Here is a 20,164-nt window from a genome sequence, read left to right as displayed (position 1 = left end):
TGTCAGGCCCGGCGGACGGCTACCAGGTGGCCTCACGGATGTACTCGCCGATCTGCTTGATGGACCGGCTGGCTTCTGAGACCGCAGGCGCGCCGAGCTGGAAAACATGCATCTGACCAGGCCAGATGCGCACCTCGACGGGGATCCCCGACGCGGCGAGCAACCGGGCGGCCTTCCGCGCATCGCTGAGCAGAACCTCGGACCCCGAGACGTGGATGAGCGTGCGCGGCAGGCCGGGCTCGATGTGGTCGAGCGGCTCGTACACCTCTTCCGGGGCGCCGTCGACGATGCGCCGGGAGGCGGCGTCCTCGATGAGCTCGACGAGGGCGTGGAATGCCTTGGGCGGGAACATCGCATCGGTGCGGGTGTTGGGGTGGTCCGCGCGGGCCTCGTTGTCGATCTCGAACAGCGGGGACATCGTGACCATGGCCGCCGGGGTCTCCGGGATGAGCCCGTTGATGCCACCGGCCTGGAGCCGCTCGGCGAGCGCCAGCGCGAGGTAGCCACCTGCCGAGTCGCCGGCGAGCACGATTTGCTCGGGTTGGTAGCCCGTCTCCCGCAGCCACTTGTAGGCGTCGAAGCAGTCGTCGAGGGCTGTGCCGACGGAGTGCTTCGGGATCATCCGGTAGTTGACGACGAGCGCGGGCGCGTCGGCACACTTGGACAGGGCGGTCACGAGACGGCCGTGCGTGTTCACACCGCACGTCAGGAACGCCCCGCCGTGCAGGTAGAGGATCACGGTGCGCTTACCGTCGGCGGGCAGCACACCGGCGGCACGGACCAGCTGCGCAGTGCAGTGCGGCAGTGCGATGGTGGCGCGAACCGTGCCTGGCGCCGGCTTGAGAACGCGGGCGGCAAAGTCAACCAAACCCCACGGCCAGGGAAGTTTCGGTGCGTAGCTGCCGACGCTCAGAAACGGCTTGATGGTCGCCATGGCGGCCAGCCCCATCAGGCGGCCCGCGACGCTCGGCCCGTCCTCGACCACCTCTACCGGCGCGCCGTCGGAGACCGGGAACTTCCGGGATTTACGGCCTCTAGCTGCAGTCATAGCAGCGTGAGCTGTTGCTGGGACCTTGCTGGGTGCCGTCATCGCCACCACTTCCTACGCCGATGTAGAGCCGGGATAAGCCGAGTTACTCAGACAACCTCGTAACTTAGCTTCGCACTAGTAACCATTATCACAATTGGTTAAACGCTTTTGGTACCGCAGTTGATACCGCACTGTGATCGCAGATCTGCGTTCCGACACCGACCGGAGCCCGAATCGGCTCTAAACTCGCAGGCGTGCGCATACCGCGTCGTCGGTCAACGGTCGCTCTCGCGGCCGCAGCCACCCTTGCCTCGACGGGTACTGCCTACGTCGGGGCCCGTAACCTGCTGAGCGGGCAGGCCGACCAGGCCCGCCGCGTCATCCCGAAATCCTGGGACGTGCCGCCGCGCGCCGACGGCGTCTACACGCGAGGCTGCGCGGCGCCCGAGCGGTGGCACCGCGGCGTCCCCTTCGACCTGCACCTGATGATCTTCGGCGACTCCACGGCCACCGGCTACGGCTGCGTCGTCCCCGACGAGGTTCCCGGGGTGCTGCTGGCCCGCGGTCTCGCCGAAGAGTCGGGCAAACGGATCAGATTGAGCACCAAAGCAATCGTCGGCGCCACATCGAAGGGTCTGGCGGGCCAGATCGACGCGATGTTCGTCGCGGGCACTCCCCCGGGCGCCGCGGTCATCATGATCGGCGCCAACGACATCACGAAACCCAACGGCACCGGCCCTTCGGCGCGACGCGTCGGCCGGGCCGTCCGTCGGCTGCGGGCCGCCGGCGCCGTCGTCGTCGTCGGCACGTGTCCTGACTTCGGCGTCATCAAGGCGATCCCGCAGCCACTGCGATGGGTCGCGCGCAGCCAGGGGCTTCGGCTGGCGCGGGCGCAGGCGGCGTCGGTGCGAGCGGCGGGTGGCATCCCGGTGCCGTTTTCGGATCTGCTGTCCCCGCACTTCTACAAGACGCCCGAGTTGTTGTTCTCGCCGGACATGTTCCATCCGTCGGCGGCGGGCTATGAACTGGCCGCCAAACAGCTGTTGCCCGCGCTCTGCGATGCCCTCGGCGAGTTCATCACTGGCGAGCCACCCGAAGAGGCGCTGGAATCGCGGACCGGAGAGGGGACGACGCTGCTGTCCCGGGTCAGCGGAATCAGCCGGCTGTGGCGCCGCTCGACCGGGGTGCCCGCGCCCATCGTGGTGGCCGCGGGCTAGGTTCGCTAGTAACCGTCGTTTTTAGAACACGTTGTACATCGAGGAGCCGTCATGCCTGAAGCCGTCATCGTTGCTGCCACACGCTCTCCCATCGGCCGGGCCGCCAAAGGCTCGCTGGTCTCCATGCGCCCCGACGACCTCGCCGCCCAGATGGTCCGTGCCGCGCTGGACAAGGTGCCGTCGTTGGATCCCCGCGACATCGACGATCTGATGATGGGCTGCGCGCAGCCCGCCGGTGAGGCCGGCTACAACATCGCCCGCGCCGTCGCGGTCGAACTCGGATACGACTTCCTGCCCGGCACCACGGTCAACCGGTACTGCTCGTCGTCACTGCAGACCACGCGAATGGCATTCCACGCGATCAAGGCCGGCGAGGGTTCGGCGTTCATTTCCGCGGGCGTCGAGACGGTGTCGCGCTTCGGTGTCGGTGCGGCCGACGGAGCCCCGAACAGCAAGAACCCGATCTTCGAAGAGGCTCAGGCGCGCACCGCGAAGCAGGCCGAGGGTGCCACCGAATGGCACGACCCGCGCGACAACGGCAACATCCCCGATGTCTACATCGCGATGGGGCAGACCGCCGAGAACGTCGCCGCGTTCACCGGCATCAGCCGCGAGGACCAGGACCACTGGGGTGTGCGCTCACAGAACCGCGCCGAGGAAGCCATCAAGAGCGGCTTCTTCGCCCGCGAGATCTCCCCGGTCACGCTGCCCGACGGCACCGTCGTCTCCACCGACGACGGGCCGCGCGCCGGCACCACCTACGAGAAGATCAGCCAGCTCAAGCCCGTCTTCCGGCCCAACGGCACGATCACCGCCGGCAACGCGTGCCCGCTGAACGACGGTGCCGCCGCCGTCGTCATCATGAGCGACACCAAGGCCAAGGAGCTGGGCCTGACCCCGCTGGCGCGCATCGTGTCCACCGGCGTCTCGGGCCTCTCGCCGGAGATCATGGGCCTCGGCCCGATCGAGGCGATCAAGAAGGCGCTGGCCAACGCCGGCAAGACGATCTCCGACATCGACCTGGTCGAGATCAACGAGGCGTTCGCAGTGCAGGTGCTCGGTTCGGCGCGTGAGCTCGGCATCGACGAGGACAAGCTGAACGTCTCCGGCGGTGCGATCGCGCTCGGCCACCCGTTCGGCATGACCGGCGCGCGCATCACCGCCACGCTGCTGAACAACCTTGCGACCCACGACAAGACGTTCGGCATCGAGTCGATGTGCGTCGGCGGCGGGCAGGGCATGGCAATGGTCGTGGAGCGTCTGAGCTAGCTCTAGACTCCCGTTCCGATGACGACCATCGGAACGCCGCTGTCACCGCGCGCCACCAAAGTCATGCTGCTGGGCTCGGGTGAGCTGGGCCGCGAAGTGCTCATCGCGCTGCAGCGCCTCGGCGTCGAGACCATCGCCGTCGACCGCTACGAGAACGCACCCGGTCAGCAGGTCGCCCACCACGCGCGGACGATCACGATGACAGACCCCGGTCAGCTGCGCGCATTGATCGAGGCCGAACGCCCGGATCTGGTGGTGCCCGAGATCGAGGCCATCGCCACGCCTGCTCTGGAAGCGATGGAAGCCGAGGGCGTGGCGACCGTGATCCCGACGGCCCGTGCAGCGCGGCTGACGATGGACCGCGAAGGGATTCGCCGGCTCGCCGCCGAGACGCTCGGTCTTCCGACGAGCCCGTACCGGTTCTGCGATTCGCTCTCCGAGTTGGAGGACGCTGTCGATGAGATCGGCTTCCCGTGCGTCGTCAAACCGGTGATGAGCAGCTCCGGCAAGGGCCAGTCGAAGATCGACGGGCCCGACGGTGTGACGGCGGCGTGGGAGTACGCGATGTCGGGCAGCCGGGTGAGCAACACCCGGATCATCGTCGAGGGTTTCGTCGATTTCGACTACGAGATCACGCTGCTGACCGTGCGGGCCCGCGGCGCCTCCGGCGACGTCGAGACGCAGTTCTGCGAACCCATCGGGCACCGTCAGGTCAGCGGTGACTACGTCGAGAGCTGGCAGCCGCACCCGATGCCGTCGACCGCGCTCGCGCGGGCGCGGGAGATCGCGGCGGCGGTGACCGGCGATCTCGGCGGGCAGGGCATCTTCGGTGTGGAGCTGTTCGTCAAGGGCGATGAGGTGTGGTTCAGCGAGGTCAGTCCCCGCCCCCACGACACCGGCATGGTGACGATGGTGACGCAGTGGCAGAACGAGTTCGAGCTGCACGCACGGGCGATCCTCGGTCTGCCCGTCGACACCACGCTGAAGTCCCCGGGCGCCAGCGCGGTGATCTACGGCGGCGTCGACGCCGAGGGCATCGTGTTCGACGGGGTGGATGCGGCATTGCAGGTGCCGCACACCGACATCCGGTTGTTCGGCAAGCCCGAGAGCTTCGTCAAGCGCCGCATGGGTGTGGCGCTGGCATTCGACGACGACGTCGAGACCGCGCGGCGCAATGCCGTCGAGGCGGCCGGCCGGGTCACCCCGCGCGTCCCCTGACTGCCGACAGTGCGCTCAGATCGCCTCTTCGCGGAAATTGCGGCGCTGAGCGCACTCTCGCGTCGTAGGCACGGCGAACGCGCCGCAAGACTTCATCGGCGCTGTTGGATTTGACCACGCGAATCCGGGTCCATTCCATCTCGTCGAGGTCCTCTGAGCGCAGGATGTCGTGGGCGAACTGCAGCGGGTCTACGCGATGCTGGTCGCCGTCGTACTCAACGGCCAGCTTCAGTTCCTCCCACCCCATATCGAGGTAGTAGCGCCGCAACCCGTCGGCGCTGGCCACCGGAATCTGAGTCTGCGGACGTGGGAAACCGGCGCGCATCAGCAGCAGACGCAGCCAGGTCTCTCGCGGAGACTGCGCACCCGGATCGTGAAGGTCCAGCGCTGTCGCCAGCTGCTTCATCCCCCGTTTGCCGGAATGACGTTCGGCTGCCCACAGCTGGACTGCACCGGCGTCGAAACCCGTTGCGTTCCCGACAGCGTCGAGCCGGGCGACTGCCGCACCTAGTGGTCCTCTGCGGCCCAGATCGAAAGCAGTCCGGTGCACGGTCGTCACAGGCAATCCGCGACGTCGGGTGATCTCGTCGGGGTGCAGATCTTGCTTGTGGGCTTTGATGCCGCGGGGCGCTCGGCCATTCGACCAGACCAATTCGATGGGTTCCGAGTCGTCGACATATCGCGCGCCGTGCAGGGCCGCTGCCGTGAGACCGGCGAGGACACCACCGCGACGCGACCAGAGCCAGGCCGCCTCCGCCCGGTGCAGCACAGTCAACTCGATGCCCGGCAGGGTGTACACATCGGGGTACAGCGCCACGAACCTGGTGCGCAGCAGATGCTTTCCGACCAGGCCAGCCGACACCGCTTCGCTTCCTATGAACGGAACCCGCACGCGTCGAGATTCGCGTGCCGATGCCGCGATGGGTATCCCCGGCGACGCGGTCTGTGGATAACCCGCCACGAGAGTGCACTCAGAGCGCCTGTTTGCGTGTTCAGACGACCTGGGCGCCCTCTCGCGACCTGAAGTGCGCACGAAAAAGGGCGCCCACGCAAGTGGACGCCCTTTCTCTGGCGGTACTACTAGTCGTTGTTGAAGTAGCTCAGCAGGCGCAGGATCTCGAGGTACAGCCAGACCAGCGTGACGGTCAGGCCGAGCGCGATGCCCCAGGCCGCCTTCTCCGGCGCGCCGGCGCGGATCATCTGGTCGGCGGCGTCGAAGTCGATCAGGAAGCTGAACGCCGCGAGCGCGATGCACAGAATCGAGAAGCCGATCGCCAGCGGGCCGCCGTTGGTCAGTGGCGCATTGCCGGTGAAGATCGCGAACAGAATGTTCACCAGGGCCAGCGCCATCACACCGAACAGGCCGGCGACGATCATGCGGGTCAGTTTGGGCGTCACGCGGATCGCACCCGTGCGGTAGACGACGAGCATGCCGAAGAACACGCCGAGCGTGCCGACGACAGCCTGGAAGATCATCGCCGGGCCACCGGTGGAGACCAGGTTCGCGAACAGGTACGACGCCGCGCCGAGGAACAGGCCCTCGAGCGCCGCGTAGGTCATGACGATCGCCGGGTTGTCCTGCTTGCGCCCGAACATCGCGACGAGCAGGACGCCGAGGCCGCCGAGGCTGCCGATCAGGAACAGCGGGAACATCAGCGCCTGGTTGGCGTCGACGAAGAAGTAGGAGACAGCCGCGACCGCGGTGACCACGGCCAGCGTGATGCCGGTCCGGGTGACGACGTCGTCGATGGTCAGCGGGCGCGATACACCTGCCTGCTGCTGATCCGGGTACTGCTGCGTCGCGTACGGATCGGCGTGGACCGCCTGTGCACCGTAGCCGGCGGCTCCGGTACCGAACTGCGCGTAGCCGCCCTGCTGCTCTTTAGGCAGTGAGCGGAATACCGGGTTGCTGCTTTCGCGCACCGTCGGATCCTTTCTGTCTATGTCGTAAGTGCTTCGACCTGTGACGATCACATGGTCAACGTTCGAGATTCCTGGGCAGTTCCCGTCGAAGCCGACGTTCCCTTTCCCAGGCCCTTCACAGGAAACCTTACCCGGGCAGGCCCCAACCCGGGAGACGATCTAGATTGCATTCCGTGGACGAAAACGAGGATGTCCTAGTAACAGTCGGCAACGGAATCGGCCGCATCACCCTGAACCGCCCCAAGGCGATCAATTCCCTGACCCACCACATGGTCGGTGAGATCTCGACGGCGTTGAAGTCCTGGGAGGACGACGATGCCGTGAAGGCCGTCGTGGTGACCGGGGCGGGTGATCGCGGGCTGTGCGCGGGCGGCGACGTCGTCGCGATCTATCACGACGCCAAGAAGGGCGGCGCCGCGACGCGTCAGTTCTGGCACGACGAATATCTGCTCAACTCCTACATCGGCCGGTACCCGAAGCCCTATGTGGCCGTCATGAACGGCATCACGATGGGCGGCGGCGTCGGGATCAGCGCGCACGGCAGCGTCCGCGTCGTCACCGAGACCACCAAGATGGCGATGCCCGAGGTCGGCATCGGCTTCATCCCCGATGTCGGCGGGACCCACATCCTGTCCAGGTCGCCGGGACTGCTCGGGGTGCACGCCGCCATCACCGGCGCTCCCTTCTCCGGGGCCGATGCGATTGCCATGGGCTTCGCGGATCACTTCGTGCCGCAGGCCGATCTGCCGGCATTCTCCGAAACCCTCGATGCCGAGGGCGTCGACGCCGCGATCGCCAAGCACGCGCAGGAGCCGCCGTCGAGTCCGCTTCTGGCCCAACGGGAGTGGATCGACGACTGCTATTCCGGCCAGACAGCGGCCGACATCGTCGCCGCACTCAAAGCCCACGGTTCTGCCGACGCCGCGGCGGCCGCGCAGCTGATCGAGTCCCGCTCCCCCGTCGCCGTGTCGGTCACGCTGGAAGCGGTCCGCCGAGCCAAAGATCTCGCCACACTGGAAGACGTGCTGCGCCAGGAGTTTCGGACATCCTGCGCAGCGCTGCGTTCGCACGATCTCGTCGAGGGCATCCGTGCGCTGCTCATCGACAAGGACAAGAACCCCCAATGGCAACCGGGGTCGCTGAATGAGGTGACCACCGACGACGTCGAGGCGTATTTCGTCTCGGCCGACCCCGACATCACTTTCGAGGAGCAGTCATGACGTACGAGACGATTCTGGTCGACCGCGACGAGCGCGTTGCGACGATCACGCTGAACCGGCCGAAGGCACTCAATGCCCTCAACAGCCAGGTGATGGCCGAAGTGACCACGGCGGCAGCCGAACTGGACGCCAACCCTGGAGTCGGTGCAATCATCATCACCGGCAGCGCGAAAGCATTCGCGGCAGGAGCCGACATCAAGGAGATGGCCGAACTGTCGTTCGCCGACGTCTTCTCCTCCGACTTCTTCGCCGCCTGGGGCAAATTCGCCGCCACTCGCACACCGACCATCGCCGCAGTCGCCGGCTACGCCCTCGGCGGCGGCTGCGAGCTCGCCATGATGTGCGACATCCTGATCGCCGCCGACACCGCGAAGTTCGGGCAGCCCGAGATCAAGCTGGGTGTGCTGCCCGGCATGGGCGGGTCGCAACGGTTGACCCGCGCGATCGGCAAGGCCAAAGCCATGGACCTGATCCTGACCGGCCGCAACATGGGCGCCGAGGAAGCCGAACGCGCGGGCCTGGTGTCACGGGTCGTACCGGCCGACGACCTGCTCCAAGAAGCCAAGTCGGTCGCCGACACCATTGCGGGCATGTCGCTGTCGGCGTCGCGGATGGCCAAGGAAGCGGTCAACCGCGCGTTCGAGACGACGCTGTCGGAGGGTCTGCTCTACGAGCGGCGGCTGTTCCATTCGGCGTTCGCCACCGACGATCAGACCGAGGGCATGAACGCGTTCACCGAGAAGCGTTCGCCGAACTTCACGCATCGCTAAAGTTCATGCGTGACCGAGACCGCGTCTTCAGACAAGAGGGCGTCCGCCGATGAAGTACCGCCTTCCCGGGTAAGGGACGCGCCGGCTTTCCGGCGGTGGTGGATCCGCCGGTACACGTTCACCGGTACCGCCGTCGGCCTGCTGTTCCTGTTCCTGTCGCTGACGCCGTCGCTGCTGCCGCGCGGCCCGCTGTTCCAGGGTCTGGTCAGCGGTGCGGCCGGCGCGATCGGCTACGGGTTCGGCGTCTTCGCCGTGTGGTTGGTGCGTTTCATGCGGTCCAAGGAGACCAGCCCGCCCGCACCGCGCTGGGCATGGCCGACGCTGGCTGTGCTCGGCCTGATCGGGCTCGTGTACATGGTGTTCCGGTTCCACACCTGGCAGGACGATGTCCGCGACCTGATGGGTGTGCCCCGGCTGACGTTCTGGGATTACCCACTCGCCGCGGTCATCTCGGTGGTGACGCTGTTCCTGTTCGTCGAGATCGGGCAATTGGTCGGCAAACTCGTGCGTTTCCTGGTGCGGCAGGTGGACCGCGTCCTGCCGCCCCGGATCGGGGCCGTCGTTGTCGTGGCGCTGCTGCTCGCACTGACCGTCGCGCTGCTCAACGGCGTCGTCGTGCGGTTCGCGATGAGCACCATCAACAAGACCTTCGCCGCGGTCAACGACGAGACCGATCCCGACAACCCTGCACCGGAGTCGGATGTGCGCTCCGGTGGGCCAGAATCGCTGGTCAGTTGGGAGTCCCTCGGGCATCAGGGCCGCATGTTCGTCTCCAGTGGCCCGTCGGTCGAGGAGCTCACCGAGTTCAACGGCGCACCCGCCGTCGAGCCGATCCGCGCGTATGCCGGACTGCATTCCGCGGACGGGATCAAGGCGACGGCAGCCCTTGCGGCACGGGAGTTGCAGCGCGCGGGCGGCCTGGATCGTGCCGTCGTGGCGGTGGCGACGACGACCGGCACCGGATGGATCAACGCGGCGGAAGCGACTGCGCTGGAGTACATGTACAACGGCGACACCGCGATCGTGTCGATGCAGTATTCGTTCCTGCCCAGCTGGCTGTCGTTCCTCGTCGACAAGGAGAACGCCCGTCAGGCCGGTCAGTACCTGTTCGAGGCGGTCGACGAGCTGATCCGCGAGATGCCGGAGGCGCAGCGGCCGAAGCTGGTGGTCTTTGGTGAGAGCCTCGGCTCTTTCGGCGGTGAGGCGCCGTTCCTGGCGCTGAACAACCTCATCGCCCGCACAGATGGTGCACTGTTCAGCGGCCCGACGTTCCAGAACACTATCTGGACAGACCTGACCCGCAACCGCGACGAGGGATCACCCGAATGGCTGCCGATCTACGACAAGGGCGCCAACGTCCGCTTCGTCGCCGAAACGCGTGACCTGCAGCGCCCGCCCGACCAGTGGTCGCAGCCGCGCGTGGTCTATCTGCAGCACGCCTCGGACCCGATCGCGTGGTTCAACACCGATCTGTTGTTCTCCAGACCGGACTGGCTGCACGAGCCGCGCGGCTACGACGTCTCCCCGGAGATGGAGTGGATTCCGGTCGTCACGTTCCTTCAGGTGTCGGCCGACATGGCGGTGGCGGTGAACGTTCCCGACGGGCACGGTCACGTCTACGTGCGCAACGTCGCCGACGCGTGGGCCGCGATCATGGAACCGCCGGGATGGACGCAGGAGAAGACGGAGAAGCTGCGACCCCTGCTGCGCAGCGACGAAAGTTCTTAGACCAGAACCTCTTTGAGGGCGTGGTAACCGCCGATGACGTCGGTGGAGCGGTGCAGCCCAAGGTCTTTCAGCGACGCCGCAGCCAGGCTGGAGGTGTATCCCTCCGAGCACAGGACCACCCATTCGACGTCGTCACCGACGGCTTCCGGGATTCGCGCATCGCTGGTCGGGTCGCAGCGCCATTCCAGCACGTTGCGTTCGATGATCAGCGCGGCGGCGATCTCGCCTTCGGCGGCGCGCTGCGCGGCGGGACGGATGTCAACCAGGACAGCGCCTCTGGCCAGCGCGGCGGGTACCTCGTCGGCGGGAAGTCGGCTCAGTTTCGCCCGGGCATCGTCGAGAATGCGGTCGATACGGCTGGCCATCAATCGCCTTCCGGTTTGTCGGTCAGCTCGGTGCGTTTGCGGCGCAACGTGTTGCGGTCGGTGACATCGTAATAGGACATCGCGGTCAGCGGCGGCGAGTAGGCGTGCACACTCAGCGTCGGCGTCGCAGGCACAGCCATGCCGCCGGTCGTGACGGATTCGCGTGCCCAGACCACGTCGTGCACCCACCCGAGCGGGAATGCCGCCTGATCGCCGGCCACGAGCCGGCGGTCACGCAGTGCTCCTCCGTCCCAACGGGTTTCGCGCAGCGCTCCGGATACGACGGTCAGCGCGCCGAGCGAACCGCCGTGGTCGTGGAGTTCGGTGGAGCGGTTCGGCACCCAGCTGATCAACCAGACGTCGAGTTCCTCGGTGCCGTGCAGTCGGGTGAACCAGCGTTCGGTCGCCGATGGCCCACCGGCCGGGAGGAGGTGGTCGTAGTCGCCACCGAGGACGTCGTCGGCGAAGCGGTCGGTGACGTGCAGCAGGTCGGCTGGGCGCAGGCGGGTCGGAGCCAAAGACATTGGGAGGTACTCCAGAGGACGGACAGACGAACAGGTCAGGGGTCGGCGATTAGGCCTGACAACACTCCTGAGCGCGGGTCACGTCGGTCACGCGGCAAGTGTGCCACGCTGTGCGCCTGCGTCGCTACCAGCGGGCTTTAACCTCACCGTGAATCTAGAGATCCCCTGGTCACGCCCCGAGTGCCGGTCAGTCTTCCCGTAGGTCTCGGTCCAGCCGCCGTCCATCGTGACGACTTTCCAGGCGGCGGGGCGTTTTCACGCGCCCGTCGCAGACCCGCGCCGCGGCGGTGCATACATTGGCAGGATGCGCAGGACAACACTCCGCGCCGTCGGCGTCGCCTCGCTGGCAGCGATCGCGACCGCATGTTCATCGGGAACGGACGCACCGCCGGCGACACCACCCCTGACTGCGACGACGTCCTCGGCATCCGAGGCGGCGCCTGCGCCGGCTCCGGGCGAGGTCGGGGTCTCCCCCGGCGGAGTGACGACCGCGGTGGGCGCACCGGCCGATTCCACCGAGGACGACTACTTCCAGGCGTGCCGGGCCGCCAAGACGTGGATGGACCAGCAGGGCGGCGATCCGCGGTCGCAGATCGAGCCTTATTTGAAGACCGTGCAGGACGCCGAGTCGGTGGGCCCGGGGACGTTCGACAGACGGTGGTCTGATCTGACGCCAAACCAGCAGTCAGCGGTCATCGTCGCCGTCGAGGCGGCCGCCGACGCGCTCTGCGGCTAGAGGGCGTCACTCGGACACGTCGAAGACCAGGCAGAACGTGTGCCCGGCGGGATCTCGGAACACCCGGAAATCGCCGCCCTCCGGCGTATCGGCGACCTTGGTGCCGCCGAGGGCGAGCACAGCCTCCTCGGCCGCGTCGACGTCGTCGACATCGATGTCGAGGTGGATCTGCTGGGAACCTTGCGGGTCCGGAAATTGCGGCGGGTGATGTTCGGGCGAAAGTTGGAACGCCAGCCGACTGCCTGACGGTTCGGCGACCACGACCCAGTCGTCGTCGTCCTTGACGATCGAGCCGCCGAGGAGTGCTGCCCAAAAGCGGGCGAGGCCGCGCGGATCACGAGCGTCGAAGACGACGGAGCGAAGGTTTCCGATCATGCAATCCAGGGTTGCCGATGACGGGCGGCTTTAACAAGCGAGAATGTAGCCATGAGGGTCGCATTGGCTCTGGGCAGCGGCGGTGCACGTGGTTATGCCCACATCGGTGTCATCAACGAGCTCCGTGAGCGCGGCCACGAGGTGGTCGGTATCGCAGGCTCGTCGATGGGCGCCTTGGTCGGAGGCCTGGAGGCCGCGGACAAGCTCGACGAATTCGCGGTGTGGGCAAGCTCTTTGACGCAGCGGGCGGTGCTGCGTCTGCTCGATCCGTCGATCACGTCGGCGGGCGTGCTGCGGGCGGAGAAGATCCTCGACGCGGTGCGCGAAATTCTCGGCGAGATCACCATCGAGGAACTCCCGATTCCCTACACCTCGGTGGCGACCGACCTGATCACCGGGAAGTCGGTGTGGATGCAGCGCGGGCCGGTGGACGATGCCATCCGCGCGTCGATTGCGATCCCGGGCGTCATCACACCGCACGTCCTCGACGGCCGCCTGCTCGCCGACGGCGGCATCCTGGATCCGCTCCCGATGGCGCCGATCGCGGCGGTCAACGCCGACGTCACCATCGCGGTCAGCATCTCGGGCGAGGACCCCGAAGCCCAACGGCGCGAGCGTGAATCACGCCCTCCGACCGCGGATTGGCTGAATCGGATGTGGCGCAGTTCGTCGTCCCTGCTCGATACGAAGGCGGCGCGCTCGCTGCTCGAGACTCCGACGGGACGCGCGGTGCTCGGCAGGTTCGTCGCGGGTGACGACGAACCGCTCGCGGTGCCCGAGGATGAGCCGAATCTCCCCGACATCCCCAAGCTCGGTGGCTTCGAGGTCATGTACCGCGTCATCGACATCGCGCAGGCCGCGCTGGCCCGCCACACCCTGGCGGCTTATCCCCCGGACCTGCTGATCGAGGTGCCTCGAACGGTGTGTCGCAGCCTGGACTTCCACCGCGCCAACGAGATCATCGAGATCGGCCAGGAGCTCGCCAGCGTCGCACTCGACGCGCTCGACGAGCCGTTGACCGCGTCAGAGGTCTGACAGGAACCGGGCCACCCGTTTGGCCTCGCGCCGGCCCTGCGCCCGGCCCGCCCGCGCCGCGGGCGCCCTGCATGCCGGGTCGAGCGGGTTAGGGCCGAACGCTGCCAGTGCGTCGTCATCGGCGAAGACGGAGAGCGTCGGACCGGAGAACGCGTCGATCTCGGCGGCCGTGCCCGCGCCCCACGGTGAGGGACTGTTCGCCGCCGACGGCACCAGGACGATCGCGGCGTCGCAATCCCGGGCCGCCGACATGTTGACGGTGCTGCCGACACCACCGTCCATGTAGCGGCGGCCTCCGATGGCGACCGGCGGCCATACTCCGGGGACGGCGCAACTCGCCGCGACGGCGTCGACCAGCGCGACGCCCGATGCGGCGTCGAGGACGACGAGTTCGCCTGTCTCGACATCGATCGCCGTGACCCTCAGCGTCCGCGCGGGCCAGTAGTGCGACGGCAGCCGGTGCTCGATCACCTTGCGGCGAACGGTTTCCGACACGGTGTCGGTGTCGATGGCGACGGCGCCGATCTTCTGCAGTTTCTGTTCCTTCGTTGCGCCGGGCGTCATCATGGCGTTGAGGAACAGGTCGGTGATCGCGTCGATCGAGACGCCGGGGTGAAGCTCCTTGGCGCCATGCGCTTCCGACAACTGGTGGGCGAACAGGTCCTCGAGCGGCAGCCCGCTGCTGATCTGCGCGGCGACGGTTGAGCCCGCCGACGTCCCGAGCAGAACGTCGGGGTCGAGAAGCTGCTTACCGGCATCGGGCTCCTCGTCACAGATTCCGAGGAGAACGCCAGTTTCCCAGGCGATTCCGGCCAGTCCGCCTCCGGCGAGCACCAACGCGCGACTCATCGTCTTTCCTTTCGTCTACTGAACACTCTGGCTGGCCGCCGCCGTCGAGCTCAAATCGGCGAGCGTGAGCCGGCGCCGCGGCGGTGCGATGGCGTCGACGGTGCTGGTGATGTCGAGGTCCGGCCCGACGTGGACGAGTTCGCCGTCACCGAGGTGGTGCCATGCCGGGTCGGCGTCCATGCGTTCGGTTGCGAACACCACCGACGGCGCATTGGCGAGATGTTGTGATCGTGCGTGAATCCTGTTGCTGTGCAGGGCGAAAACGTCATGTTGGGCCGGTTGCCGCCGATCGAGCATGAACAGGCCGTGGGTGCCGGGATAGCGCAGTGCCCACATGTCGGTCGCCGTGCACAGCAGGATGTTCAGCGCGTAGATCGGCACGGTGTCGGCGAGCCAGTTCACGGCGTCGAGCACGCCGGCCGTCACATCGCCGTCTCGCGCGCGGATGGAGGCGGTGATGAGGGCGAAGACGCGTTCGGAATCCGTCTGTCCCGACACCAGATCAGAGGCCGACAACTCGATCAGCCGAGCATCCAGCAGGTCGAGGCCTTCGACGACACCGTTGTGCGCGAACAGCCGAGCGTCCTGCAGGAACGGATGGGTGTTGGACACATCGGGCGCCCCGGTCGAGGCATAGCGGACGTGCGCGAGGAACGTCGTCGCCGTGAGTTCGACAGCGCTGCGGGCAAATTCGGCGTCCTCCCACGCGGCTATCGGCTGCTTGGAGACGACCGGGCCGTCGGGGCCGAACACGCCGAGGCCGGTGCCGTCGGGATTGCGATGGCTCTGCGCGGTCAGGCTGTCGGGCGCGTCGAGCAGCCAGAAGGTCGCCGAGACCGGTGTTCCGGCGTGGACGCCCAGCAAGCGGCACATACCGCGATGCTAGCTATCGCAACCCTGGCGCCGCCTTGGCACTGATGAACGGGAGGTCGAGGTAGGTGCTGATTCCGGGGGGTGCGGCGCAGACGGCGGGCACCGAGTTCACGCAGTGGGCGGCGGTCGCGACGACGCCGTACTCGGGGCCTTCGCCACCGATCTCGGACTGGAAGCCCTTCACGACGACGGTGAAATCGGGGTTGCCCTTGATCTCCATCTCGTAGCGCTGCCCCGCGGGACCGAAATCCCATGCGGGGTCCAGGTTTTCCTCACCCATCAGCCAGTTCACGGTCACCTCGACGACGACGTCGTCACCCACGAGGGCTTCCCAGTGGAATTTGCGGGCAGCGACCTGCCCCGGCTCGATGATCCCGATCGGGGAGTCGATGGGCGCGGTGGCGACCGCGATCTCCTGAGTCGACCGCACCCGCGGCTCGGCGGCGAAACCCATCGCGTCGACGATCATCCGCACGGATTGGATGAAGCCGCCGTCGAGCAGTTTCTGCATCGGCCCGGACAGCGCCTTGTCCGGGGTGTCGCCGAAGCCCATCACATACCGGACGACGTCGGGTGCCTCGTAGCTGCGCAGGTCGGAGAACTCTTCGGCGCGAACGAATGTCACTCCGGTCGACATCGTCGACATCAGCAGCGGGAACTTCTCGCTGATGCCACCGGGCGCGATGCCGGTGCCGTGCAGCGTGACCCCGCCCCCCTCGGCGGCGGCCCGCAGGGGGCCGGCTTCCTTGTCGGACGGATAGAACCAGCCGACGGGGCTGACGACGTTCTTCCCCGAGCGCAGCAGGGCGGTTACCTCGTCGGGGTTGGGCAGCAACGGGGTGTAGATGACGGCATCGGCGTCGAGCGCGAGGATCTCGTCGATGCTGTTGGTGGCGGTGATTCCCAGGGGTCCGGTGCCGATGATGTCGCCGACGTCGCAACCGTTCTTGGCCTCGGAATGCACCCAGCAGCCGGCGAGTTCGAGGTCGGGATGTTCCAGGACCCCTTTGATCGCGGCGACGCCCACTCCGCCGGTTGCCCACTGCACGACGCGCAGCGCCATCTCGTCTCCTCCCAGGAGCCCCCGAACTAGAACACGTTCTATTTAGGTGTACACCACATGTCCTTGCCGACGGTGCGAAACCCGAAACCCGCCGGTTGAGCCTGTGCGGGCCCACCTGCCGCATTAGGGTGTGTTCGCCGGACGAACCACATCCCGAGGAGCCACGATGACCGATCCCCAGCAGGGTTCCCGCGTCGGCTCCCAAGTCGGCCCGTACCGGTTGCAACGCCTCCTCGGCAAGGGCGGCATGGGTGAGGTGTACGAGGCCCACGACACCGTCAAGGACCGGGTCGTCGCGCTGAAACTCTTGCCGGAGGGGGTTTCCCACGATCCGGTGTTCCGCAAGCGGTTGCAGCGCGAGGCGCACGCGGCGGGCCGGCTCCAGGAGCCCCACGTTGTCCCGATCCACGATTACGGTGAGGTCGACGGAATGCTCTTCGTCGACATGCGGATGATCGACGGCACCGACCTGCGCAAGGTGCTCAAGGAGCAGGGCGCGATGGTCCCGGCGCGAGCGGCGGCGATCGTCCGCCAGATCGCATCGGCGCTGGACGCCGCGCACGCCGCAGGAATCAAGCACCGGGACGTCAAACCCGAGAACATCCTGATCACGCGTGACGACTTCGCCTATCTGGTGGATTTCGGCATCGCCAACGCGGCCACCGACGAGACGCTCACCGAACTGGGCACCGCGGTCGGCACCTACGCCTATATGGCCCCGGAACGCTTCACCAACGGTGAGGTCACCCACCAGGCCGACGTCTACGCGCTGGCCTGCGTGCTTCACGAATGCCTCACGGGAGCGCAGCCGTTCCAGGGTGACAGCGTCAGCGTGGTCATCACCGCGCATCTCAACCAGCCGGTGCCTCGGCCCAGCCAGGTGCGGCAGGGAATTCCGACAGCCTTCGACGAGGTCATCGCCAGGGGCATGGCCAAACAGGCCACCGATCGGTACAACTCCGCAGGCGAGCTGGCCACTGCGGCCACCGAAGCGCTGACCCGTGCCGAACAGGATCAGGCCGCCGCGATCCTTCAGCGCAGCCAGGCCGCGACCATGACGGCCCCGCTGCCACCACCACCTCCGCCACCGCCCTCCGGTCCTCCGACGCCGGGCTCGTTCCCGGCGTATCCGGCGACGCCGAGTTCGTTCGCGGCGACGCCACCTCCGCCCCCGCCCCCGCCTCCGTCGGGCGCGATGCCGAGCTACGGCGGGCCAACTCCCCCGCTGGGCGCCCCGGCATACGCGGGCGGATATCAGGCCCCGCCACCGCCGGTGGGACCCCCGCCCGGCTGGACCACGCCGTCACCGTCGGGCGGCGGCTCGGGAGGTTCGAAGGGGCCGATCTTCGCGCTGCTGGCGATCGGGGCGGTCGTCGTGCTCGGACTCGCTGCTGTCGGGATCTGGCTCGTCACCAAAGACGACGACTCGACGTCGACCTCCGCCTCGTCGAGCTCTTCATCGGCCGCTCCGACCTCGTCGTCGCGCGAACCCACGCGCCGAACCAGGACCACCACGTCGGAGCCCGCGCCCACGCAGTCCTACGACGAACAACTGATGGGACTGCTCGCTCCCGGGCACGACAGCTCGAACTGCCAGCCGGTCACCCCGCCCGCCGCGACCGCGCTCGCGACAGTCGACTGCGAACAGAACACCAACCCGTCCGGTCCGGCGTTCACCCGCTATTCGCTGTTCACCGATCAGGGCGCCCTCGACGCCGCATTCGGTGAGGCGATCCGGGTGAACTCCGAACTGCTGCAGTGCCCCGGCAGCGGCATCGATTCCCCGACGACGTGGCACTACACCGACACCCCCGACGATGTTGCGGGCCAGATCGCCTGCGGCACATACAACACCAATCCCGACGTCGTCTGGACCAAGGACGACAGCCTGTTGCTGGCCGATGCGCAGGGGCCCAGCCTCGACGATCTGCACAACTGGTGGTTGGAGTTCGGATAGCCCGGGCTACCGTGATGAGCGCTTGCGCGAAGAACCGGTAGTCGCGTGAGTACCGCAACGTAGCGAAGGGACTCAAATGAAGCGTGTGTTTGTCATCGGCGTCGGCATGACGAAGTTCGAGAAGCCGGGCCGTCGGGAGGGCTGGGACTACCCGGACATGGCGCGCGAGTCCGGCACCAACGCACTCGCCGACGCCGGCGTCGATTACACCGAGATCCAGCAGGGCTACGTCGGCTACTGCTCGGGCGACTCGACGTCGGGTCAGCGCGCGCTCTACGAACTCGGGATGACCGGCATCCCGATCGTCAACGTCAACAACAACTGCTCCACCGGATCGACCGCGCTTTACCTTGCCGCACAGTCGATTCGCGGCGGTCTGGCCGACTGCGTGCTGGCGCTCGGATTCGAGAAGATGCAGCCCGGCTCATTGCAGGCCGGTGCGCAGGACCGGGAATCGCCGATGATGCGCCACATCACCGCGCTGACCAAGATCGAGGACTTCGCGATGCCCGCGGCGCCGTGGATGTTCGGCGCGGCAGGGCGCGAGCACATGAAGAAATACGGCACCACCGCCGAGCATTTCGCAAAGATCGGCTACAAGAACCACAAGCACTCGGTGAACAACCCGTACGCCCAGTTCCAGGACGAGTACACCCTCGACGACATCCTGGGCGCGAAGATGATCTCCGATCCGCTGACCAAGCTGCAGTGCTCGCCGACCTCGGACGGGTCGGCGGCGGTGGTGCTGGCCAGCGAGGACTATGTGGCCAAGCGCGGACTGGCGGAGCAGGCCGTCGAGATCGTCGGGCAGTCGATGACCACCGACTTTGCGTCGACCTTTGACGGCAGTGCCGCCAACATCATCGGCTACGACATGAATGTTCAAGCCGCCCAACAGGTTTACGCACAGTCCGGGCTGGGCCCCGAGGACTTCCAGGTGATCGAGCTGCACGACTGCTTCTCGGCCAACGAGCTGCTGCTCTACGAAGCGCTGGGCCTGTGCGCCGAGGGCGAGGCGCCCGCGCTGATCGACAAGAACGACACCACCTACGGCGGCCGGTGGGTCGTCAACCCGTCGGGCGGCCTGATCTCGAAGGGCCACCCGCTGGGCGCGACCGGTCTCGCACAGTGCAGCGAGCTGACGTGGCAGTTGCGGGGCACCGCGGACAAGCGTCAGGTCGACGGCGTGACTGCCGCCCTGCAGCACAACATCGGTCTGGGCGGGGCCGCCGTCGTCACCGCCTACCAGCGCGCCGAGCGGTAGCCTGACAACCATGCGGGCTGGTCTGGCGGTGGTGGTGTCGGCGCTCGGTGTCCTGTGCACACCGGTGGGTCAGGCGGCCGCGCAGGACTCGAATGCGCTGGAGGTCATCGCGGGGCTGGAGTCGCAGGGCTACACCGTGCACATCGACCGGATTGGCAGCGCTCCCGTCAAGGACTGCATCGTCACCGACGTTCGCAATCCGCAACAGGTCGTCCAAAACAATGTCGTGATCGGCGGAACCCGCAGTGGCGGTGTCATCATCGGCAGCGAGGCCGTCGTGATACGCCAGCCGATCTCGGTGTCCCTGGACTGCCGCGGCTGAACCTTTCCCGCTGCCGAAACGTGTCACTGGATGTAGGCGATACATCAGTGGGTCGGGCAGTACCCAGGAGGTTCGACGTGCCTGTGATGTGGATGCGTTGGCTGTGGATGGTAGGAGCGGTGACGCTGGGCGCGGCACTGGGCCCGGCGGGCCAGGCGGCCGCCGAGGACCAGAACCCGTGGCTCGTCATCGAACAACTCGAGTTGTCGGGTTACACCGTCAACATCGACCGGATCGGCAGCGCGCCGATCGAGGACTGCGTCGTCACCGAGGTGCGTAACCCGCAGCAGGTGACCCAACCGGTGACCGTCGTTGACAAGGACAGGCACGGCCTCGACGTGGACACCATTGATGTGGTTGTCCGCCAATCCATTTCGGTGACACTGGACTGCACGGGCTGAGTTCTCGCCGCGAGCGCGCGGAAAG

21 protein-coding genes are annotated in these 20,164 nt (G+C 67.1%); 12 read left to right on the top strand and 9 right to left on the bottom strand.

Annotated features, from left to right (window positions below; genetic code table 11):
- Window positions 1-19 precede the first annotated feature (19 nt).
- On the bottom strand, window positions 20-1,090 hold the full coding sequence (locus P9A17_RS15500; protein WP_278039516.1) for an alpha/beta hydrolase: 1,071 nt from the start codon (window positions 1,088-1,090) through the stop codon (window positions 20-22).
- A gap of 194 nt (window positions 1,091-1,284) precedes the next feature.
- On the opposite strand from P9A17_RS15500, the gene P9A17_RS15495 reads away from it, so the two are divergent.
- Genes P9A17_RS15495 through purT form a run of 3 tightly spaced genes read left to right on the top strand, consistent with a single transcriptional unit; the run spans window position 1,285 to window position 4,734 of the window.
- A complete protein-coding gene (locus P9A17_RS15495) occupies window positions 1,285-2,247 on the top strand; it encodes an SGNH/GDSL hydrolase family protein (RefSeq protein WP_278039515.1) in 963 nt (320 codons plus the stop codon).
- Window positions 2,248-2,298: 51 nt separating this feature from the next.
- Complete coding sequence (locus P9A17_RS15490; protein WP_278039514.1) at window positions 2,299-3,516, top strand: acetyl-CoA C-acetyltransferase; 1,218 nt, start codon at window positions 2,299-2,301, stop codon at window positions 3,514-3,516.
- Window positions 3,517-3,534: 18 nt separating this feature from the next.
- A complete protein-coding gene (gene purT, locus P9A17_RS15485; protein WP_278039513.1) occupies window positions 3,535-4,734 on the top strand; it encodes a formate-dependent phosphoribosylglycinamide formyltransferase in 1,200 nt (399 codons plus the stop codon).
- Here the strand turns inward: purT and P9A17_RS15480 are convergent.
- Together P9A17_RS15480 and P9A17_RS15475 are read right to left on the bottom strand one after the other, a co-directional pair.
- The gene (locus tag P9A17_RS15480) at window positions 4,715-5,626 is read right to left on the bottom strand and encodes a hypothetical protein (protein ID WP_278039512.1); all 912 of its coding nucleotides are present in this window, start codon (window positions 5,624-5,626) and stop codon (window positions 4,715-4,717) included. The two genes, purT and P9A17_RS15480, sit on opposite strands and share 20 nt — an antisense overlap.
- A gap of 188 nt (window positions 5,627-5,814) precedes the next feature.
- On the bottom strand, window positions 5,815-6,657 hold the full coding sequence (locus tag P9A17_RS15475) for a Bax inhibitor-1/YccA family protein (RefSeq protein WP_278039511.1): 843 nt from the start codon (window positions 6,655-6,657) through the stop codon (window positions 5,815-5,817).
- A 173-nt stretch (window positions 6,658-6,830) separates the two neighbouring features.
- Here P9A17_RS15475 and P9A17_RS15470 point away from each other — a divergent pair, with 173 nt between their 5' ends.
- The 3 genes from P9A17_RS15470 to P9A17_RS15460 are packed head-to-tail and all read left to right on the top strand — an operon-like array spanning window position 6,831 to window position 10,375.
- Entirely contained in the window at window positions 6,831-7,877 is a 1,047-nt protein-coding gene (locus tag P9A17_RS15470; protein WP_278039510.1) for an enoyl-CoA hydratase/isomerase family protein, read from the top strand.
- Complete coding sequence (locus P9A17_RS15465; protein ID WP_278039509.1) at window positions 7,874-8,647, top strand: enoyl-CoA hydratase; 774 nt, start codon at window positions 7,874-7,876, stop codon at window positions 8,645-8,647. Before P9A17_RS15470 ends, P9A17_RS15465 begins: the two co-directional genes overlap by 4 nt.
- 9 nt (window positions 8,648-8,656) lie before the next feature.
- The gene (locus P9A17_RS15460) at window positions 8,657-10,375 is read left to right on the top strand and encodes an alpha/beta-hydrolase family protein (RefSeq protein WP_278039508.1); all 1,719 of its coding nucleotides are present in this window, start codon (window positions 8,657-8,659) and stop codon (window positions 10,373-10,375) included.
- Here P9A17_RS15460 and P9A17_RS15455 read toward each other — a convergent pair.
- Together P9A17_RS15455 and P9A17_RS15450 are read right to left on the bottom strand one after the other, a co-directional pair.
- Window positions 10,372-10,740, bottom strand: a complete 369-nt coding sequence (locus tag P9A17_RS15455; protein ID WP_278039507.1) for a rhodanese-like domain-containing protein — start codon at window positions 10,738-10,740, stop codon at window positions 10,372-10,374. The two genes, P9A17_RS15460 and P9A17_RS15455, sit on opposite strands and share 4 nt — an antisense overlap.
- Window positions 10,740-11,264, bottom strand: a complete 525-nt coding sequence (locus P9A17_RS15450) for a cysteine dioxygenase family protein (protein WP_278039506.1) — start codon at window positions 11,262-11,264, stop codon at window positions 10,740-10,742. The genes P9A17_RS15455 and P9A17_RS15450 overlap by 1 nt, the downstream gene beginning before the upstream one ends.
- Before the next feature lie 304 nt (window positions 11,265-11,568).
- Between P9A17_RS15450 and P9A17_RS15445 the strand changes: the two genes are divergently transcribed.
- Window positions 11,569-12,000, top strand: coding sequence for a lipoprotein LpqV (locus tag P9A17_RS15445; protein ID WP_278039505.1), 432 nt, complete (start codon window positions 11,569-11,571; stop codon window positions 11,998-12,000).
- Window positions 12,001-12,006: 6 nt separating this feature from the next.
- On the opposite strand, the gene P9A17_RS15440 is transcribed toward P9A17_RS15445, so the two are convergent.
- Complete coding sequence (locus tag P9A17_RS15440; protein WP_278039504.1) at window positions 12,007-12,375, bottom strand: VOC family protein; 369 nt, start codon at window positions 12,373-12,375, stop codon at window positions 12,007-12,009.
- Window positions 12,376-12,426: 51 nt separating this feature from the next.
- Here P9A17_RS15440 and P9A17_RS15435 point away from each other — a divergent pair, with 51 nt between their 5' ends.
- Complete coding sequence (locus P9A17_RS15435; RefSeq protein WP_278039503.1) at window positions 12,427-13,410, top strand: patatin-like phospholipase family protein; 984 nt, start codon at window positions 12,427-12,429, stop codon at window positions 13,408-13,410.
- On the opposite strand, the gene P9A17_RS15430 is transcribed toward P9A17_RS15435, so the two are convergent.
- From P9A17_RS15430 to P9A17_RS15420, 3 genes are read right to left on the bottom strand one after another with little or no spacing between them, the layout of a single operon-like run.
- Entirely contained in the window at window positions 13,399-14,259 is an 861-nt protein-coding gene (locus P9A17_RS15430; RefSeq protein WP_278039502.1) for a patatin-like phospholipase family protein, read from the bottom strand. The genes P9A17_RS15435 and P9A17_RS15430 overlap by 12 nt on opposite strands.
- A 15-nt stretch (window positions 14,260-14,274) precedes the next feature.
- Window positions 14,275-15,132 carry a class II glutamine amidotransferase gene (locus tag P9A17_RS15425; RefSeq protein ID WP_278039501.1) on the bottom strand — a complete coding sequence of 286 codons (858 nt, stop codon included), beginning with the start codon at window positions 15,130-15,132 and terminating at the stop codon, window positions 14,275-14,277.
- Between the two features lie 13 nt (window positions 15,133-15,145).
- The gene (locus P9A17_RS15420; RefSeq protein ID WP_278039500.1) at window positions 15,146-16,195 is read right to left on the bottom strand and encodes a dihydrodipicolinate reductase; all 1,050 of its coding nucleotides are present in this window, start codon (window positions 16,193-16,195) and stop codon (window positions 15,146-15,148) included.
- A gap of 166 nt (window positions 16,196-16,361) precedes the next feature.
- Here P9A17_RS15420 and P9A17_RS15415 point away from each other — a divergent pair, with 166 nt between their 5' ends.
- The 4 genes from P9A17_RS15415 to P9A17_RS15400 all read left to right on the top strand — a co-directional run bounded on the left by P9A17_RS15415 (window position 16,362) and on the right by P9A17_RS15400 (window position 20,139).
- The gene (locus P9A17_RS15415) at window positions 16,362-18,152 is read left to right on the top strand and encodes a serine/threonine-protein kinase (RefSeq protein ID WP_278039499.1); all 1,791 of its coding nucleotides are present in this window, start codon (window positions 16,362-16,364) and stop codon (window positions 18,150-18,152) included.
- 76 nt (window positions 18,153-18,228) lie between these two features.
- Complete coding sequence (locus P9A17_RS15410; RefSeq protein ID WP_278039498.1) at window positions 18,229-19,416, top strand: lipid-transfer protein; 1,188 nt, start codon at window positions 18,229-18,231, stop codon at window positions 19,414-19,416.
- Between the two features lie 10 nt (window positions 19,417-19,426).
- The gene (locus P9A17_RS15405; RefSeq protein WP_278039497.1) at window positions 19,427-19,738 is read left to right on the top strand and encodes a hypothetical protein; all 312 of its coding nucleotides are present in this window, start codon (window positions 19,427-19,429) and stop codon (window positions 19,736-19,738) included.
- An 86-nt stretch (window positions 19,739-19,824) separates the two neighbouring features.
- Window positions 19,825-20,139, top strand: coding sequence for a hypothetical protein (locus tag P9A17_RS15400; RefSeq protein ID WP_278039872.1), 315 nt, complete (start codon window positions 19,825-19,827; stop codon window positions 20,137-20,139).
- Window positions 20,140-20,164: the final 25 nt, after the last annotated feature.

Source organism: Mycobacterium sp. 236(2023) (assembly GCF_029623955.1).
GTDB lineage: Bacteria > Actinomycetota > Actinomycetes > Mycobacteriales > Mycobacteriaceae > Mycobacterium.
The sequence above is the reverse complement of the archived record's forward strand: the minus strand, read 5'-3'. Positions and strand labels throughout refer to the sequence as shown.

Excerpts from the sequence above, each read along its gene's own strand:
- P9A17_RS15450 (WP_278039506.1), bottom strand. The coding sequence starts at position 11,264 with ATGTCTTTGGCTCCGACCCGCCTGCGCCCAGCCGACCTGCTGCACGTC.
- purT (WP_278039513.1), top strand. The coding sequence starts at position 3,535 with ATGACGACCATCGGAACGCCGCTGTCACCGCGCGCCACCAAAGTCATG.
- P9A17_RS15430 (WP_278039502.1), bottom strand. The coding sequence starts at position 14,259 with ATGAGTCGCGCGTTGGTGCTCGCCGGAGGCGGACTGGCCGGAATCGCC.
- P9A17_RS15420 (WP_278039500.1), bottom strand. The coding sequence starts at position 16,195 with ATGGCGCTGCGCGTCGTGCAGTGGGCAACCGGCGGAGTGGGCGTCGCC.
- P9A17_RS15415 (WP_278039499.1), top strand. The coding sequence starts at position 16,362 with ATGACCGATCCCCAGCAGGGTTCCCGCGTCGGCTCCCAAGTCGGCCCG.
- P9A17_RS15435 (WP_278039503.1), top strand. The coding sequence starts at position 12,427 with ATGAGGGTCGCATTGGCTCTGGGCAGCGGCGGTGCACGTGGTTATGCC.
- P9A17_RS15405 (WP_278039497.1), top strand. The coding sequence starts at position 19,427 with ATGCGGGCTGGTCTGGCGGTGGTGGTGTCGGCGCTCGGTGTCCTGTGC.
- P9A17_RS15410 (WP_278039498.1), top strand. The coding sequence starts at position 18,229 with ATGAAGCGTGTGTTTGTCATCGGCGTCGGCATGACGAAGTTCGAGAAG.
- P9A17_RS15445 (WP_278039505.1), top strand. The coding sequence starts at position 11,569 with ATGCGCAGGACAACACTCCGCGCCGTCGGCGTCGCCTCGCTGGCAGCG.
- P9A17_RS15465 (WP_278039509.1), top strand. The coding sequence starts at position 7,874 with ATGACGTACGAGACGATTCTGGTCGACCGCGACGAGCGCGTTGCGACG.
- P9A17_RS15490 (WP_278039514.1), top strand. The coding sequence starts at position 2,299 with ATGCCTGAAGCCGTCATCGTTGCTGCCACACGCTCTCCCATCGGCCGG.
- P9A17_RS15425 (WP_278039501.1), bottom strand. The coding sequence starts at position 15,132 with ATGTGCCGCTTGCTGGGCGTCCACGCCGGAACACCGGTCTCGGCGACC.
- P9A17_RS15455 (WP_278039507.1), bottom strand. The coding sequence starts at position 10,740 with ATGGCCAGCCGTATCGACCGCATTCTCGACGATGCCCGGGCGAAACTG.
- P9A17_RS15440 (WP_278039504.1), bottom strand. The coding sequence starts at position 12,375 with ATGATCGGAAACCTTCGCTCCGTCGTCTTCGACGCTCGTGATCCGCGC.
- P9A17_RS15500 (WP_278039516.1), bottom strand. The coding sequence starts at position 1,090 with ATGACGGCACCCAGCAAGGTCCCAGCAACAGCTCACGCTGCTATGACT.
- P9A17_RS15400 (WP_278039872.1), top strand. The coding sequence starts at position 19,825 with ATGTGGATGCGTTGGCTGTGGATGGTAGGAGCGGTGACGCTGGGCGCG.